Source organism: Natronococcus sp. A-GB7, assembly GCF_029688865.1.
GTDB lineage: Archaea > Halobacteriota > Halobacteria > Halobacteriales > Natrialbaceae > Natronococcus.
In genome coordinates this window covers 260,949-277,151 of record NZ_JARUKV010000001.1, presented here as the reverse complement: position 1 = coordinate 277,151, position 16,203 = coordinate 260,949, and the positions used below count along the sequence as shown (strand labels likewise).

Sequence of the window (16,203 nt, the reverse complement as noted above, 5' to 3'; positions counted from 1 at the left end):
GCGACTGTTATCCCTCGAGGACTTCGTAGGAGACGGCGGCGTCCCGCAGCGTATCGGTGACCCGACCGACGGCCTCGGTCGTCGCGACTGTGGTGACCCCGAGTCCGCGTTCGGCGGCGTCGGTCGCGACCTCGCCGACGGCGAAGGTGACGGCGGGATCGACCTCGGCCTGTCGGCAGGCGACGACCGCCTCGACACCCGTCGCGAGGACGAGGTCGGCGTCCTCGCAGTGCTCGGTGATCGTTTCGGCGCTGATCTCGCGGCTGCCGCCCGACCGCACCGCGGGCACCTGCAGGACGGTGACGGAGCCGGGCTCGAGGTCGATGACGCCCTCGAAGCTCGTGACGCCGACGTCGGTGCCGGCCTCGGCGTCGGTCGTCGCGACCCCCGTCGCCGGACCGGTCTCGCCGGGCTCGGCGTGGAGGAGTCCGTTTCGAATCGACAGCGAGACGATATCTCCCTCCTCGAGGGCCTCGACTGCGATCGCCGTATCCTCGCCCATCGCGCCCAGCACGTCCTCGGTGACGTGATCGGCGAACCGTCGAACGTCGCCTGCGGCCTGGAAGAGCCAGTCGACCCCTTCCTTGGTGACCCGATACCGAGAGCGGCCCTCCTTCTCGACGAGCCCGTCGTCGACGAGTTCGCGGATGTACTCGCTTACGGCCTGGCTCGTGACGCCGACTTCCTCGGCGATCTCTCCCTGGCTGACGGCGGGCTGGCGCTCGGCGATCTGGACGAGGATCCGAAACCGCGTCGCAGCCCGTTTGTTATCGAGGACGTCGACCATACGGGTCGTTTTCCCCCAGCGCGGCAAAAAAGGTACGCAGTCGCCGGTCCGTTTCGGTCGTCGAGGCAACAAGTTGATACCGCGAGAGTACATCAGAAAGAATGACTATGTCGCCGCCCTCCTCGACGTCGGTCGGACTCGAGACCGCCGTCGGCGTCGCGTCGGCGGGCAACGGGGCGGTCGGCTCGGCGCTCCAGAGCGTCCAGCCGATCGACGCGCTGGCCTGGATCGCCATCGTCGCCTTCGGCCTCGCGTTGCTCGTTCGGTGGTCGGACGTCGCGGCCCCCGCCCGCCCGATCGCGGGGGTCGCCTGGCTGCTGTTCGGAGCGTACTGGCTGACGATGGTGCCGTACTACTACTACGACGCACAGAGCCCCCTCCAGACGGTGCTGGCGCTCGTCGCGTTACCGCTGTGTGCCTACACGGGCTACCTGCTGTGGGACGGCCGGGAGTCGCTGTTCGTGCTGACCAAGGCCGTCGCGCTCATGGGGCTGATCTACCTGCCCGCGGAGACGATCCCCATCGTCCGCCAGTGGCTGATCGAGACGACCGCGGTCCAGACCCACTACGGGATGGAGCTGCTGGGTCACAGCCCCGGTATCAACGAGGGCGTAAACGGGTACGAGAGTCGGTTCAACTTCGACTCCGAGGAGACCGCGACGGGCCGAACGACGTACATCGTACTCGCCTGTACCGGGCTCGGGAGCATGGCCATCTTCGGCGGGCTGATCGCTGCGGTCTCGGCCCCCCTCCGGCGAAAGCTGACCGCGTTCGCGCTCGCGATCGGCGTCATCTGGCTGCTGAACCTCGTCCGGAACGTCTTCATCGGCCTGGCGACCCCACACGGCTGGTTCCAGCAGGACCTCGTCGTCTCGCTGGTAACGACCTACATGGGCGCCGAGGAGGCCCGCGTCTCCTACCTCGTCGCGCACAACTACATCTCCCAGTTGCTGGCGGTCGTCGCCCTGATCGGCGTCACCTACCTGGTGGTCAAGATCCTCCCCGAGGTCCTCGAGCCCCTCGAGGAGGTGCTGTTCGTGCTCACGGGCACCGAGTACGACCTCGAGACGGCCCTCAGCGCGGACGTCCGAACCGACGGCGGCTCTCGCGACCCATGACTGACGCCGTCGACGTCCCCTTCGAACTGGAGGATCGAGCCGTCTACTTTCCCCGCGCCGAGACCCTCGTCCTCGCGGATCTTCACCTCGGACGCGGCGCCGCCTCGAGAGTCCAGGCACCGATCGGCGGCGAGGAAGACGTCGGCGACAGGCTCGAGGGACTGCTTGCCGCCCGGAGCCCCGAAACGGTCGTGATCGCCGGCGATCTGCTACACTCGTTTTCCCGAGTCCCTCGCGGCGTCGACCGATCGATTACCCGGCTCGTCGACAGCGTCGAGGGCGCCGGTGCCTCGCTGGTCGTTACGCCCGGCAACCACGATACGATGCTCGAGTCGGTGCTCGACGGCGAGACGACACCCGCGTACCGGCTGGCCGACGGGGAGACGGTCGTCTGCCACGGCCACGAGTCGCCTCCGGACGACGTTCGCGACGCGACGCGGTACGTTATCGGACACGAACATCCGGCGCTCGAGATCGACGGGCGAAAACGGCCCTGTTTTCTGTACGATCCCGGCGGCGACGGCCGCGCGGCATCCCTGATTCTTCCGGCGTTTACCCGACTCGCGGGCGGCCGAACCGTCAACCGACTCCGATCGAGCGACCTGCAGTCGCCCCTGGTCGGTGATCTCGACGGGTACTACCCGGCCGTCCACGATCGCTCGAGTGGGGACGTCCTGTGGTTCCCGCCGTTAGGAGAGTCACGCCGTCTCCTCTAACCACAGATATAAAATTTAAAGACTATATTTTCAGAAAGACATATACCACACCATACATACCCTTCGGTAGCAAGATGGCCGAACCCGTAGAACACCGTCCGGTCGCGGATCGTCTCGTCTGTCCGAACTGCCCGGCGGACTACCCGATGCCGTTCTCGAGGCGGTACATCAGCTGTCGGCGCTGTGGAACCGAGTTTCTGGCGCCCGACGAGGCCCGCGGCGGGGACGACTGTCAGGTCGGCGACGATCGCGAAGCGAGATCCGAAGCGGGAGCCGAGGCGGACCGATCGGTCGACGGCGGAACCGACGATCGGATCGATCGCTACCTGAGTGCGATCCGGACGAGTGCGCCGGCTATCGCACTCGGGTTCAACGGCGTCGCGCTCGGGTTCTGGTTCGCCGGGGTCGCGTCCTTCGAAGTCGCCGTGATGAGCGTGTTGCTCGTTACCAACGGGGTTCTGTTCCAGGATCGGCTCTGACCGCACGTTCGGCTACAGCGGTCCGCGAAACGCTTCACTCACCGCTCGAGTGCGAGCGGGAGTACGACGGTGTTCAACGACTCCTGCGGAGGTCGTCTACCGCTGCCTTCGCCGCGAGGCGGCCGCTCTTCATCGCGCCCTGAATCGACGACCACTCGGTGTAATCACCCGCCAGATAGACGGGGCCGTCCGGATCGCGGGGATCGGGCAGTCGATCGCGAAAGCCCGGCGGCTGTGCGAACTGTGCAAACTCGATTCGGTCGGTCCGCCGGGTCTCGAGCGCGTCGAACCGACGGTCCGGGTACCACGCATCGAGGGTTTCGCGGGTGATCGCCTCGAGCTCCGCGTCGCTCTCCTCGCGCTCCCCGAGGTAGGTCGCGCTGATCAGTTCGGCGCCGTCGGGGGCGTACTCGGGAGCGACCGCGCTGTGGGGAACGATCTGGTTCGGGCCCTCGTCGGCCGTGTTGAGGATGAGCTTCCCCCCGTCCTCGAGATCCGTTCCCGCCGGTAGCTCGTAGTACTGGGTGACGCAGGACCGGGCGTCGGTAGGAACCGACTCGACGCCCGTCAGCTCCTGCGCTGCGGGCGGGTCGGTCGCGACCACGACCGCGTCGGCGTCGTACTCGCTCTCGGTCGCGGTCACCGTCGCCGACCCCCCGTTTGCCCCCTCGACCGAGACGTCGGTCACCTCGGTCTCGAGTTGGATGCTGGCGCCGGCGTCCCGCGCGTGCTGGGCCAGCTGGGCCGGGATCGCGGCCATTCCGGTCGCGGGAACGGCCGCGCGGCTCGTCAGCAGCGTCCGAAACGTGTACTCGAAGACCCGACTCGAGGTCGACAGCGATCGGTCGAGGGTGATCCCGCCGTAGAAGGGGGCGACGAAGTTGTGAATAAACCGGTCGGAGAATCCGCGGTCACGGAGGAATCCCTCGATAGTCGTGTCCGGTTCGGAACGCTCGAAGATCGCCTCCGGGTCGCGTCGCGCGAGTTCGACCGCCAGTCGTGCGACGCGGAGCTTGTCCCCCACCGAGACGTCCGTGTTCGACAACGTCGCGAGCAACGCTCGCGGGTTCCGGATCGGATCCGAGAGCGTCGATCGGTGGCCGGATCGAGCGAGGCACGCTCCCGGTGCGAACCGGCGCAGGTCGAGATGCTCGAGATCGAGCTCCCGCTGGACGGCGGGGTACGACGGGAACAGTACCTGAAATCCGCGGTCGAACCGGAACCCCTTGTGCTCACGGGTCCAAACCCGTCCGCCGACGTTTTCCGACCGTTCGAGCAACGTTACGTCCAGTCCCGCACCGGCGAGATGCCGTGCAGCGACGAGTCCGGCGAGCCCGCCGCCGGCGACGACGGCTCGCGGCGTCTGAGTCATACTCGGGGGTTGGAAACCGAGACGGAAAGTCGTACCCGTCGCGGTCGCCGGGCGAACCCCGAACCCGTCAGTGGTCCGTCAGCAGTCGGAGGCCGACCCCGGCCAGAATCACCGGAATACCGATCGCAGCGGTAATAAACGGCGGGACCGGGACCAGAAGCAGTGCAACACCGAGCAGGGCGACGATCGTCGATACTCTGACCATACCGTTCGGTGGGCCTCACGGCGGGTACCGCTGTGGCAGGCATCTCCAGCGGACGTACCGATTCGATGGGCGACCGACGAAGGCCCACACCTAACTTCCGACCGACCGTAGGAGCGGTATGGTCGAGGCGACACTCACGCCGCTCGAGCGCGGCACGATCACGACCGACTACAACCACATTCTCGAGGGCCACACGATGGGATCGGCCGCCGACCCAAACCCCGAGACGACGATGGGCGACGGCCCCGTCTACAACCTCGTGATCGATCACCCCGAGGCGACGATCCTCTGGGACACCGGCTCCCACCCCGAGGCGGATTCGGGCCACTGGCCCGCGGAGTTGTACGCAGCCTTCGAACACACTGGACTCCGGCCCCTCGAGGACGACCTCGAGTCGGCCGGCTACGCGCTCGAGGAGATCGACTGCGTAATCCAGAGCCACCTCCATCTCGACCACGCGGGCGGCCTGTACGCCTTCGAGGGGACCGACGTGCCGATCTTCGTCCACGAACGGGAGCTCAAGTACGCCTACTACAGCGCCAAGACGGATGCCGGCAGCGACGCCTACGTCGCGGGCGACTTCGATCGCGACCTGAACTGGGAGATCGTCCACGGCGACCGCGAGCAGCACTTTCGCGACCTCGAGTTCGTCCGGCTCCCGGGGCACACGCCCGGTCTCCTGGGGGTTCGTCTCGAACTCGAGGACGCAGGCACCGTCCTGATCGCGGGCGACCAGGCCTACGTCCGGGAGAACTACGAGGACGAACACCCGATGGGCGGGAGCCTGCTGTGGTGCAAGCGTTCCTGGTTCGAGAGCCATCGGCTGCTCGAGGAGGAACAACGGCGCCACGACGCCACGATCGTCTGCGGACACGACGAGCGGGACCTCGAGACGCTGCGGGAGCTGTAGCGGTTCATCGGTGGGGCCGACCGTCTGCTTCACACTCGGTCGGAACGAGGTCCGCGCGGCGAGCTGACTTTTATAATGGGTGTCAGGGTAGTGGTCATATGGCCGACCAGAAGATTGCGATCGTAACGGCGGCCGGAAGCGGTATCGGGGAGGCCTGCGCCCGGCGACTGGCCGATGAAGGATACACGCCGGTGCTGCTGTCGCCGTCGGGTAGCGCCGTCGAAGTCGCAAACGACCTCGGCGGGGACGGGTTCGAGGGGTCGGTGACCGATCCCGACGACCTGGCGGCCCTCGTCGAGACGACCCACGAACGCTACGGAGGCATCGACGCGGTGGTAAACAACACGGGTCATCCGCCCTCGGGCGACCTCCTCGAGATTACCGACGAGGAGTGGTACGAGGGGACGGATCTCGTGTTGTTGAACGTCGTGCGTCTGGCTCGGCTCGTCACGCCCATCATGGAGGGGCAGGGTCACGGGTCGATCGTGAACGTCTCCACGTTCTCGGCGTTCGAACCGTCGCTCGAGTTCCCCGTGTCGTCGGTGCTTCGAGCCGGACTCGGGAGCTTCACCAAGCTCTACGCCGACCGGTACGCGGCGAGTGGAATCCGGATGAACACGGTCCAGCCCGGGTTCGTCGACAGCTACGACGTCGACGAGGAGACTCGAGCGCGGATCCCGATGGGGCGACCGGCGCGAACCGGGGAGATCGCAGACGCCGTCGCGTACCTGCTCTCGCCCGCCTCGAGCTACGTCACCGGCCAGAACATCCGCGTCGACGGGGGACTGACGTCGTCGGTCTGAACGCTCCGATTCGAGTCACGCGACTGCACGCATCGGCTCCGTCGTCGGCCCTACTGGCCGACTTCGGTCCGAGCCTGTTCGACCGCGTAGCCGGCGTTCAACACCGTCGCGTCCTCGAACCGCGCGCCGACGAGCATCAACCCGATCGGGAGCCCGTCGACCTCGCCCGCGGGGACGCTGATGCCGGGGTGGCCCGTGCGGTTGAACGGCGAGGTGTTCGCAGGGACGTCAGTCTCGAGGAGCCGATCGAACGCGTCCCGGTCGGGATCGTGTGCGGGCGCGGTCACGTCCGTCGTCGGCATCGCGAGGACGTCGTACTCCTCGAGGACCGCGTCGTACCGTTCGGCCAGCTCGAGCATCAGGTTCATGCCGGCCGCGTAGTACCTGGAGTGGTACCGACTGAGGGTGTACAGCCCCTGGAGCAGCTTGAGCTTGAGGTTCGGCGGGAAGTCGTAGCCCTGCGCGCGCTGGAACTTGCCGAACGCCTCGACCCACGAGGTGCTGTACCAGGCCTTCCAGCCGTGACCGACGCCCTGGCCCATCATCGCGGCGACCAGCCCCTCGTTCGTACAGATCTTGTGGATCGTATCGGCGTCCTCGTGTAGCGGAATCGAGACCTCCTCGACGGTCGCGCCGCGCTCCTCGAGCAGCTCGATCGCGTCTCGAACCTGTTCGTCGACGCCCGGATCACCGTCGGGTTTGTCGAACCCCTCCTCGAGAACACCCACCGAAAGGTCCGAGACGTCGCCATCCAGCGCGTCCTCGTAGCGTTCGGTCGGGACGTCCGTCGGCCGTCGGAGATGGGCCGCGTTGCTCCCGGCGATCGCCGTAAGCATCTTTGCGGCCGTCTCGACGTCGGGGGCCATCGGGCCCGGGTGGTCGATCGTGTGCTCGAGGCCGACGCAGCCGGTGTAGGGGACCAGCCCGTAGGTGGGCTTGTGGCCGACGATACCACACAGCGAGGCGGGGATCCGGATGCTTCCGCCCTGGTCGCTCCCGATCGCGGCGTCGGCCTCGCCCTCGACGACCGCGACAGCGCTGCCGCCGCTCGAGCCGCCCGCGAGGTAGTCGTCGTCGCGGGGGTTCGTGATCGGGCCGAACGCGGTGTGACCGACCCGGGTGACGGCCATGTCGTCCATGTTCGCCTTCCCGACGACGTCGGCCCCGGCCTCGAGCAGCCGGCTGACCACCGTCGCGTCGGCGTTGGGAACGTAGCCCTCGACGACGTTCGAGCCGCAGGTCATCTCGACGCCGGCGACCGCGACGTTGTCCTTGATCGCGACCTCCCAGTCCGACAGCGGTCCGTCCTCGTCGCCCTCGACCTCGCACTTCGTAACCCAGGCGTTGTGCGGGTCTTCGTCGTCGTCGAGCCGGGTTCCCGGGTTTCGGGGTCGGGTTCGCGTGATCGGCCCACGAGGCTCGGGATCGTACGCCTGGATCGTCTCGTACTCCTCGAGATTGTCGGTGAGCTGCTCGTGGTAGAACTCGACTTCGTCCGGCGTGAGATCGAGGAACAGCTCCTCGCCCAGCTCCAGGACGTCGTCCTCGGATGGCGGACGGATTGGCATACGTTTCCGTCACCGCTACGACAAAAAGGGATTCAGCATGACCCTGCGCAGTCGATTCCGTCGCGAGAGCCGATCGCGGGGAGGCCGTCGCTCTGAGGATTCGTGGAGCTAGACGAGTGCCTCGAGATCGGTCGGCCGCTCGAGCAGCCGGTACTCGCCGTCGTCGTACGCGACGACGTCCTCGTGGCGAAGGTGGTCGAGGTGGGCGTAGGCCTCGCCGGGGCCGTGGACGATGTGGATCCCCTCGAGATCGCCAAAGAGGTGGGCGCTGACCGTCCAGGCGTCGGCAGGGCCGTGTTCCTCGAGGACGTCCAGGACGTTCCCGGTCCGCTCGCGGTGGTGGTCGAGGATCGTCCGCGCGCGCTCGGAGGGTTCCTCGATGGGGTCGCGGTGGCCCGGCCAGACCCGATCGTACTCCCGGTCGATGAACGCCCGCAGCGTCTCGGCGTAGCGCTCGAGGGGGCGATCGACCCGAACGTCGGCACCGCCGACGTTCGGGGTGTAGACGGGGAGAACAGTGTCGCCGACGAACGCCTCCGAAGCGGTGCCGTCGGCCGACGCTCCGTCCTCGATCTCGAAACAGCACAGTCCCGCCGCGTGGCCGGGCGCGTGGACCGTCTCGAGGGTCGTCCCGCCGACCTCCAGTACGGTGCCGTCCTCGATGGGGGTCGGCTCCGCGGGCAGCCCCTCGATGTGGACCGAGCCGTCGAGAAACGCGAGCAGCTCTTCGCGGGCGTCCTCGGGGAGCCCCCACTCCTCGAGCATCGTCTCGCGGCGGTCCTCGAGGGCGGCGACGGCCGCCTCGTCCTGCTCGACGAGGGGGGCGTCTGCCTCGTGGACGTACACCGTTGCACCGCTCTCGCGTTGGATCTCGCCGGCCAGTCCGGCGTGGTCGACGTGGAAGTGGGTGAGGACGATGTCGTCGACGTCGGCGAACTCGTAGCCCCGTTCGGCCAGCCCGTCCCGGAGGTCGGTCCGGATGGCGTCGGTCGCGACCCCGGTATCGACCAGCGCAAGTTCGTCGGTCTCGTCGTCGGCGAGCACGTAGGCGTTGTTTCGGCCTTCGAACTCCTCGTTGCCCAGCGTGATCCTGTCCATACGGAGGTGTCACTCGTCGATCGGTGATAACTCGAGTGGTACCGGAACGCGAGTTAGGGATCCTCGTTTCGGCGCACCTCGCCGATCGTCGCGAGACGCTCGAGGTCCCGCTCAGCGTCCGGCGACCGCCGGTGCTGGGGCGACGCGATCGCGTCGCCCGTTCTCCGATGCGTCCGACGAGGTCCTCGATCGTGAGCCACTCGCGGGGTCGATCGATACCGACTTGACGCACACCGATTCGTTCGGTGAGGATCGACGAAAAGCGTTGTTTCAGTGATCGCTTCTCGCGGGCGCTGCCCGTTCACCGCTTCGCGTTCGGTACGCTTACTCGAGTTCGGCCCGCAGCAGCTGGTTGACGTCGCCCGGATCCGCGCTCCCACCCGTCTTCTGCATCACCTGGCCGACCAGGAAGTTGATCGCACCGTCGTCGCCGGACTCGTAGTCCGCGACCGCATCGGGGTTCTCCTCGACCGCTTCGACGACCGCCTGCTGAACCTCGTCCTCGCCGGTCTTGCCGAGCCCTTCGGCCTCGACGATCTCGTCGGGACCCGCCCCGTCGTCGAGCATCGACCGCAGCACCGTCTCGCGGGCGTTTTTCGCCGTGATCTCGTCTTCGGCGACGAGCTCGACGAGTCGAGTGACCTCCTCGAGGCGGCCCTCGATGTCCGTGATCTCCATGTCGCGGTAGTTGAGTTCGCCGAGCAGGTTGTCGGCGACCCACGTCGCCGCCAGATCGGGGTCGTACTCGCCGGCGACGTCCTCGTAGAAGTCCGCGACCTGTTTCGTCGAGGTGAGCTTCGAGGCGGCCTCGTCGCTCAGGCCGTACTCGTCCTCGAAGCGCTCCCGGCGGGCGGTCGGAAGTTCGGGAATCGCGATCTCCTCCTTCCAGCCCGAGACCCGCAGCGGCGGCAGGTCGGCCTCCTCGAAGTAGCGGTAATCCTTCTCCTCTTCCTTCGATCGCATCGAGACCGTGATCCCCCGCGACTCGTCCCAGTGGCGAGTCTCCTGCTCGACGGCTCGGCCCCGCTGGATCGCGTTCTTCTGGCGGGTCTCCTCGTAGGCCAGGGCCTTCTGGGCGCCCTTGTGACTCGAGATGTTCTTGACCTCGGTGCGGTTGGCCGCGGCGAGAGCGTCCGGACCGATCTCGGTGACGTCGTCGCTCTCGATCTCATCCTCGGGGATGATCGAGAGGTTGGCGTCGATCCGGAGGCTGCCGTCGCGTTCGGCGTCGAAGACGCCCAGGTACTCGAGGACTTCCTCGAGCTCCGAGAGAAACGCCCGCACCTCGTCGGGGCTGCGGAAGTCGGGCGCGGTGACGATCTCCATCAGCGGCGTCCCCGCGCGGTTGTAGTCGACGAGCGTGTACTCCGCGGAGTCGATCCCGCCGCCACCGCCGACGTGCTGGAGGCTGCCCGGATCCTCCTCGAGGTGGGCCCGTTCGATCGTCACGGTTCGGCGGTCACCTTCGACGCTGATCTCGAGTTTTCCCTCCTGGCAGATCGGCTCGTCGTACTGGGTGATCTGGAAGTTCTTCGGCAGGTCGGGGTAGTAGTAGTTCTTCCGGTGGAACCGCGTTTCCTCCGGAATGTCGGCGTCGATCGCCTTCCCGATCTTCACTGCGGCCTCGACGGCGCCCTCGTTGAGCACCGGGAGCGCACCGGGGAGGCCGAGACAGACCGGACAGACGTGGTCGTTCGGCTCGTCGGTCGCCTCGGTCGCACAGCTACAGAAAATCTTCGTGTCGGTCTCCAGCTGGACGTGGACCTCGAGCCCGATGACGGTGACGAGGTCGCCCTGCTGGACGGTCTGGGCAGTCATTGCACCCCGATTCGGGCCGGGTCGGGTAAAACGTAACGGGACGGCGTCGTCTCGTGTCCAGAACGGGGAGCCACGTTACGAGTACCAGGGTTCGGCTCCCCCTCGTGCTCCCGGACCGGGGTCACAGCGGAACCTGATAGGGGTAACCGTTTATTCGCCCGAGCCACAAGCGCCGAACTATGACTGGAGCTCGCACGCTCCTCGTTCGTTCGGAGGACGGGGTGGACCGAGCGGCGGGGGCGCTCGAGGACGCGGGGTGTCGGGTGACGGCGGTCGACTCCGCGACGCGGGCGCTCGCGGTGCTGTCGAGCGAGGGGTTCGACTGCCTGGTCAGCGAACAGTCCCTGTCCGGCGACGACGGGCTTTCGCTGTTCGACGCGGTTCGGGAGGTGGAGCCGGAGCTCCCGTTCGTGATGTACGCCGACGGAGAGGTCGCCGAGGACGCGTTCGAGGCGGGCGTCGACCGGTTCGTCGCCAAAAACGGCGACGGCTCTCAGGAGGAACTCGCCGGAGAGGTGGCCGCGGTCACGTCCGCGACGGAGGTGGTCGAACGGGACGTCTCCGACCACGAGCCGGCCCCCGAGGAGATCGTTCGGGCGATCGACGACGCGTCCGTCGGCATCACCATGACCGATCCCTCGTTGCCGGACAACCCGATCGTCTACATCAACGACGCCTGGGAGGAGATCACCGGCTACGCCCGGGAGGAGATCCTGGGACGGAACCCGCGGTTCCTGCAGGGTCCCGGCACCGATCCCGAGGCCCGAAAGACGCTATCGGTGGCGCTCGACCGGGAGGAGCCAACCACCGTCGAACTCAAAAACTATCGGTCCGACGGCACCCCGTGGTGGAACGAGCTAACCGTCGCACCGATCCACGACGAGGACGGGGAGCTCGTTCACTACGTCGGGTTCCAGAAGGACGTCACCGATCGCAAGACCGCGGAGCGTCTCGCGGAGGAGCGTGCCGAGAAACTCGTCGACGAGAAGGAGGCGCTCGAGCGAATCCTCACGCGAGTCAACGGCGTTCTCAGCGAGATCACGCGCGTCCTGGTCGAGGAGAACGACCGACCGATCGTCGAGCAACGGATCTGCGACGAGCTCGTCGACGCCGAGGGGTACGTTGCCGCCTGGATCGGCTCGGTCGACTCGGTCGGCGAGACCCTGGAACTGACCGGAACGGCCGGACTCGAATCGGAAACGGGGAGCCGATCGCTCGCGGACCTCCCGGACGCCGTCTCGCGGGCCGTCGAGACGAACGAGATCGCCCGGCAGTCGGTCCGGGAGTGCGACGCCGAGACGTTCGACGTGGCCGCCGTCGGCGCGTGCCGAATCGCCGTCGTTCCGCTCGTCTACGGCCACAAGCGGTACGGGCTGCTCGGCGTCTACGGTGACTCCGAGTCAGCCCTGGACGCCCGCGAGGGTCGGCTGTTCGACTCGATCGGCGCGATGATCGGTACCCGATTCAACGCGATCGAGATCTCGAAGGTCCTGACGGCCGATCGCGTCGTCGAGGTAACGGTGTCGATCGCCGACCCGTCGTTCCCGCTGTCGGCCGTCGCGGCCGCGGTCAACGGCGAGGTCGAGTACGTCGGGATGACGTCGGCGGGCGAGGAGACGGAACTGTTCGTGACCATTCGCTGTGAGGGGGCGGTACCGGATCTCGCGACGCTCTCGTACGTCGAGGACGTGCGGGAGGTCGCCCGGACCGACGACGTCCACACGCTCGCCCTCGCGGTCGACGTGGCGACGCCCTTCGACGAACTGGCCGACTACGGGGCGTCGGTCTCTCGGGTCACCGCGAACCCGACCCGGGCGCGGGTCGTCGTCGACCTCCCGCTGAAGTACGACGTTCGGGCGGTGCTCGAACTGCTCGAATCGCTGTACGACGGCGTCGAACTCCGATCGCAGGTCGAACACGATCGGCGCGAGCGAACTTCCGAGGAGTTCGCGTCCGATCTCGAACAGCGGTTGACCGACCGCCAGCAGGTGTCGCTCGAGACTGCTCACATGAACGGCTACTTCGAGTGGCCGCGGCCGACCGACGGCGACGAAATCGCCGACACGATGGATATCACCCGTCAGACCTTTCACCAGCACCTTCGCGCGGCAGAGCGCAAGCTCGTCGACACCTACGTCGACTCCTGGTCGAACGGTCGCTGACCCGACTGCGACCCCGGGCGGGCTCCCGTCACGACCGGTGGTAGACGTTCCCGTCGCGCTCGCGGCGGTACTGTCTCCGCATACGGCCGTCAACCGACCGATCGCTCCGGTGGCTCTGTGCCGCGGAACCCGGACTGGTTAGGGAAATTGTTCTTTTGTGCCGTCGCCACCGTTCGCACATGGTTACGGTATCCGAAACCGTCGAGATCGACGTCGACCCCGAACGAGCGTTCGACTACCTCGACGATCCCCACAACCACGCCGAGGTGACGCCGAGTCTCTCCGACGTCCGAAACGTGAAGTCGATCGAAGACGGGAGCAAGCGCCTCGAGTTCACCTACGAGATGGTCGGCGTCGGCCTCGACGGCGAACTGGTCCAGACGATCCACCAGCCGCCGGAACGGCACACGTTCGCGATGTCGGGCACCCTCGAGGGGGAGATCGATATCGAACTCGAGGCACACGACGACGGCACCCGACTGACGTACACGGGAACGTACGACCTCCCGGGGCGGGTACTCTCGAAAGCCGCCGAGCCGTTCGTCCGGCGGTACAACGAGCGCGAGCTGCGAACGACGCTCGAGAACCTCAAGAGCCGACTCGAACTGTCGGAATGACATCCTCCCCGGCGTGAACGCTGGGGTTTCCTCACGCTGGGAGTCTCGGCTACGCCGAGTCCACGGAGGCAACTTGCGGGTCTGTGTGCTCCTCGTTGGGACGGTGAGAGTGTGGTGTCTCCAGCCAGTCGTGGCTGTCCCACTTGAGGCACACGGGCCGCCGTAAACGGCGGGACTCTCTCGCTGTTTCAGGTAGGAAACGGGATCAGCTGCCGAACAGCTTGTCGAGGACGAGCCGCTGGACGATCCCGGGGCGGTGCTCGTCGGTCGGCTGGACCATCACCGCGGTCACGTCGACCGAATCCACGAGCCGATCCCCGGGACGGCCGAGCACGTCACCCACGATGCCGCGGCTCTCCGTACCGGTCACGAGGAGGTCAGCCGACTCGGCGAACCGGGCGAGTCCCTCGACGCGGTCGTCGGTCTCGACGACGTGCGATCGGGCCGGCACCGTCAGGATTCGCATGAGGTCCACGTGGTAGTCCTCGATGACCTGGCGACGCTGGCCCGGTGCGTCGGCCGGAACCGCCTGCAACAGGACCAGCTCCGCGCCGGTCTCCTCGGCGATGGCGTCGGCGACGAGCAGTTTCAGCGGGTCGTAGGCTCCGCGGCTCGCGACGACCGCGATCTCGTCGACGCCGTCGAACCCCCGGTCTTCGACCAGCAGTACGCCACAGGGGGCGTTTCGCAGGACGTGGTCGTTCAGCCCCCCGGCGAGCGGCCGGTGAAACTCCTCCCGCCGTCGCTCGAGCACGAGCAGGTCGTAGCCCTCGAAGGTGGCGAACTCGATGATCGCGTCGGGGACGTCCTCGCTCTCGATCTCGAGGTAGTCGAACGACGCGCCGGCCGGACCGCGTACCTCCGTCCCGCCGGACGGTCTGAGCGACCAGTCGGTCTCTCGCATCCAACTCGGCGGATCGTCGACCGGAAGCCAGTCGGGCGTCTCGCGTCGCGTCACCGACGGCCCGCTCCCGGTGAACGCCCGATGGGGGACGTCGGCGAACCGGGCGACAGTAACCGACCCCGTCCTGAGTCGCGAGAGGTCGGCGGCGATCCTGACCAGATTCGTCCGGGTCCGGTCGTTCGTGACGTCGGTAAGCGCGACGAGGACGTCGTGGCGTCGATCCGCCGCGAACAGCTCCGCCGTCCGCTCGACGGCGCTTTCGCCCACGCTCTGTCTGACCCCCGATCGCGCCGCCCCCTCCCGATCGATCCGCGGACGGGCGTAGAGGTAGTACCAGGCCAGCGAGCCGGCGACGATCACGAGCGAGCCGAGGAAGGGAACGAGCCCCATCTGGGTCAGGACGAGGATCCCACCCCCGATCCCGACCAGTTGGAGCCACGGGTACAGCGGCGAGACGAACGCGGGTGAGTACTCCTCGACCGCCCCCTCTCGGAACCCGATCAGCGCCACGTTGAGCAGAATGAACACGAGGATCTGGAAGGCGCTGCCGAACTGGGCGATCCGCTCGATCGGAAAGACCGTGACGAGGACGACCATCACGGCGCCGGTCAGCGCGATGGCGTTGGCCGGCGTGTTGTACCTGGCGCTTATCGACTCGAATCGGGGCGGAACGAGGCCGTCGCGGGCCATCGCGAACGGGAACCGTGACGCGGCGAGCAACCCCGCGTTCGCCGTCGACGCGAGCGCGAGCAGGGCGGCGAGAACGACCGCGATGACGCCGATCTGGCCGAAGGCGGCGTCGGCAGCGGCCGCTATCGGCGCGGTCTCCTCGCCCGGCGCCGCGGGGACGAATCCGGCCCCGGGCTCGAGGTCGGCGAGCGCGATCGCGATCCACACGACGGCGACGTAAAGCGCCGTGGTGAAAACCAGCGAGCCGACCATCGCCAGCGGGAGGTTCCGACCGGGATCTTTCACTTCCTCGGCCACGGCAGTCACCTTCGTCACGCCGGCGTAGGAGACGAACACGACGCCGACCGCAGCGAGAATGCCGTCGGCCGTGAGGTCGAAACTGCCAGCCGTCTGCTCCGGAGCGAACGCCTGGCTCGAGAAGCCGCCGACGATGAAAAACGCCATGACGGCGAGCATGACGCCGACGATGACGAACTGCATCGAGCCGGACCCTTTCGCGCTGGCGATGTTGACCAGGGTGAAAAAGAGCGCGAGAGCGACCGCGAGCACGACGATCCAGTCGGCGAGCACCGGCGCGAGCTGTGCCAGGTACGGGACGCCACCGACGAGCGCGAGGGAACTTTTCAGCGAGAGCATCAGCCAGGTCCCGATCCCGGCGACGGTACCGAGGACGGGCCCCATCCCCCGCTCGACGTAGATGTACGCGCCGCCGTCCTCGGGCATCGCGGTCGCCATCTCGGCCGCGCTGATCGCCGCCGGGAGCACCAGGAGGCCAGCGATCAGGAACGCGACGACGGCGGCCGGGCCTGCGGCGACGTAGGCGATCGCCGGCAGGATGAAGATCCCGCTGCCGACCATCGCCCCGATGGCGAGCGCTGTCGTCGACAACAGCCCGAGATCCCGCTTGAGATCAGTTGGCACCGCCGCCCCTCCGTTCGAACGCGTTCACGACGTTC

Annotated in this window: 14 protein-coding genes; 7 read left to right on the top strand and 7 right to left on the bottom strand. The window is 67.3% G+C overall.

What is annotated here, in order from left to right:
* Window positions 1-7: 7 nt before the first annotated feature.
* Window positions 8-787: a MarR family transcriptional regulator gene (locus QA609_RS01385; RefSeq protein WP_278300786.1), complete on the bottom strand. Its 780-nt coding sequence runs from the start codon at window positions 785-787 to the stop codon at window positions 8-10.
* 107 nt (window positions 788-894) lie between these two features.
* On the opposite strand from QA609_RS01385, the gene artA reads away from it, so the two are divergent.
* The 3 genes from artA to QA609_RS01370 all read left to right on the top strand — a co-directional run bounded on the left by artA (window position 895) and on the right by QA609_RS01370 (window position 3,100).
* Entirely contained in the window at window positions 895-1,905 is a 1,011-nt protein-coding gene (gene artA / locus QA609_RS01380; RefSeq protein WP_278300888.1) for an archaeosortase A, read from the top strand.
* The gene (locus tag QA609_RS01375; RefSeq protein WP_278300785.1) at window positions 1,902-2,621 is read left to right on the top strand and encodes a metallophosphoesterase; all 720 of its coding nucleotides are present in this window, start codon (window positions 1,902-1,904) and stop codon (window positions 2,619-2,621) included. The genes artA and QA609_RS01375 overlap by 4 nt, the downstream gene beginning before the upstream one ends.
* Window positions 2,622-2,695: 74 nt before the next feature.
* On the top strand, window positions 2,696-3,100 hold the full coding sequence (locus QA609_RS01370; protein ID WP_278300784.1) for a hypothetical protein: 405 nt from the start codon (window positions 2,696-2,698) through the stop codon (window positions 3,098-3,100).
* A 73-nt stretch (window positions 3,101-3,173) separates the two neighbouring features.
* On the opposite strand, the gene QA609_RS01365 is transcribed toward QA609_RS01370, so the two are convergent.
* Both QA609_RS01365 and QA609_RS01360 read right to left on the bottom strand, forming a co-directional pair.
* On the bottom strand, window positions 3,174-4,472 hold the full coding sequence (locus QA609_RS01365; protein WP_278300783.1) for an NAD(P)/FAD-dependent oxidoreductase: 1,299 nt from the start codon (window positions 4,470-4,472) through the stop codon (window positions 3,174-3,176).
* Window positions 4,473-4,539: 67 nt separating this feature from the next.
* Window positions 4,540-4,677, bottom strand: coding sequence for a transporter (locus QA609_RS01360; protein ID WP_278300782.1), 138 nt, complete (start codon window positions 4,675-4,677; stop codon window positions 4,540-4,542).
* 118 nt (window positions 4,678-4,795) lie between these two features.
* Between QA609_RS01360 and QA609_RS01355 the strand changes: the two genes are divergently transcribed.
* Both QA609_RS01355 and QA609_RS01350 read left to right on the top strand, forming a co-directional pair.
* The gene (locus QA609_RS01355) at window positions 4,796-5,587 is read left to right on the top strand and encodes an N-acyl homoserine lactonase family protein (protein WP_278300781.1); all 792 of its coding nucleotides are present in this window, start codon (window positions 4,796-4,798) and stop codon (window positions 5,585-5,587) included.
* 98 nt (window positions 5,588-5,685) lie between these two features.
* Window positions 5,686-6,390 (top strand): SDR family oxidoreductase, encoded by a 705-nt coding sequence (locus tag QA609_RS01350; RefSeq protein ID WP_278300780.1) that lies wholly within the window; start codon window positions 5,686-5,688, stop codon window positions 6,388-6,390.
* Between the two features lie 50 nt (window positions 6,391-6,440).
* Here QA609_RS01350 and QA609_RS01345 read toward each other — a convergent pair whose 3' ends face one another.
* The 3 genes from QA609_RS01345 to gatB form a co-directional block, all read right to left on the bottom strand.
* The gene (locus QA609_RS01345) at window positions 6,441-7,958 is read right to left on the bottom strand and encodes an amidase (protein WP_278300779.1); all 1,518 of its coding nucleotides are present in this window, start codon (window positions 7,956-7,958) and stop codon (window positions 6,441-6,443) included.
* A 108-nt stretch (window positions 7,959-8,066) separates the two neighbouring features.
* Window positions 8,067-9,056: an MBL fold metallo-hydrolase gene (locus tag QA609_RS01340; protein ID WP_278300778.1), complete on the bottom strand. Its 990-nt coding sequence runs from the start codon at window positions 9,054-9,056 to the stop codon at window positions 8,067-8,069.
* Window positions 9,057-9,380: 324 nt separating this feature from the next.
* Complete coding sequence (gatB, locus tag QA609_RS01335; RefSeq protein WP_278300777.1) at window positions 9,381-10,874, bottom strand: Asp-tRNA(Asn)/Glu-tRNA(Gln) amidotransferase subunit GatB; 1,494 nt, start codon at window positions 10,872-10,874, stop codon at window positions 9,381-9,383.
* A 179-nt stretch (window positions 10,875-11,053) separates the two neighbouring features.
* On the opposite strand from gatB, the gene QA609_RS01330 reads away from it, so the two are divergent.
* A complete protein-coding gene (locus QA609_RS01330; RefSeq protein ID WP_278300776.1) occupies window positions 11,054-13,036 on the top strand; it encodes a bacterio-opsin activator domain-containing protein in 1,983 nt (660 codons plus the stop codon).
* A 179-nt stretch (window positions 13,037-13,215) separates the two neighbouring features.
* Complete coding sequence (locus QA609_RS01325; RefSeq protein ID WP_278300775.1) at window positions 13,216-13,653, top strand: SRPBCC family protein; 438 nt, start codon at window positions 13,216-13,218, stop codon at window positions 13,651-13,653.
* Between the two features lie 205 nt (window positions 13,654-13,858).
* On the opposite strand, the gene QA609_RS01320 is transcribed toward QA609_RS01325, so the two are convergent.
* Window positions 13,859-16,168, bottom strand: a complete 2,310-nt coding sequence (locus tag QA609_RS01320; protein WP_278300774.1) for an amino acid permease — start codon at window positions 16,166-16,168, stop codon at window positions 13,859-13,861.
* Window positions 16,169-16,203 lie beyond the last annotated feature (35 nt).

Excerpts from the sequence above, each read along its gene's own strand:
- artA (WP_278300888.1), top strand. The coding sequence starts at position 895 with ATGTCGCCGCCCTCCTCGACGTCGGTCGGACTCGAGACCGCCGTCGGC.
- QA609_RS01360 (WP_278300782.1), bottom strand. The coding sequence starts at position 4,677 with ATGGTCAGAGTATCGACGATCGTCGCCCTGCTCGGTGTTGCACTGCTT.
- QA609_RS01370 (WP_278300784.1), top strand. The coding sequence starts at position 2,696 with ATGGCCGAACCCGTAGAACACCGTCCGGTCGCGGATCGTCTCGTCTGT.
- QA609_RS01345 (WP_278300779.1), bottom strand. The coding sequence starts at position 7,958 with ATGCCAATCCGTCCGCCATCCGAGGACGACGTCCTGGAGCTGGGCGAG.
- QA609_RS01325 (WP_278300775.1), top strand. The coding sequence starts at position 13,216 with ATGGTTACGGTATCCGAAACCGTCGAGATCGACGTCGACCCCGAACGA.
- QA609_RS01375 (WP_278300785.1), top strand. The coding sequence starts at position 1,902 with ATGACTGACGCCGTCGACGTCCCCTTCGAACTGGAGGATCGAGCCGTC.
- QA609_RS01355 (WP_278300781.1), top strand. The coding sequence starts at position 4,796 with ATGGTCGAGGCGACACTCACGCCGCTCGAGCGCGGCACGATCACGACC.
- QA609_RS01340 (WP_278300778.1), bottom strand. The coding sequence starts at position 9,056 with ATGGACAGGATCACGCTGGGCAACGAGGAGTTCGAAGGCCGAAACAAC.
- QA609_RS01385 (WP_278300786.1), bottom strand. The coding sequence starts at position 787 with ATGGTCGACGTCCTCGATAACAAACGGGCTGCGACGCGGTTTCGGATC.
- QA609_RS01330 (WP_278300776.1), top strand. The coding sequence starts at position 11,054 with ATGACTGGAGCTCGCACGCTCCTCGTTCGTTCGGAGGACGGGGTGGAC.
- QA609_RS01365 (WP_278300783.1), bottom strand. The coding sequence starts at position 4,472 with ATGACTCAGACGCCGCGAGCCGTCGTCGCCGGCGGCGGGCTCGCCGGA.
- QA609_RS01350 (WP_278300780.1), top strand. The coding sequence starts at position 5,686 with ATGGCCGACCAGAAGATTGCGATCGTAACGGCGGCCGGAAGCGGTATC.
- gatB (WP_278300777.1), bottom strand. The coding sequence starts at position 10,874 with ATGACTGCCCAGACCGTCCAGCAGGGCGACCTCGTCACCGTCATCGGG.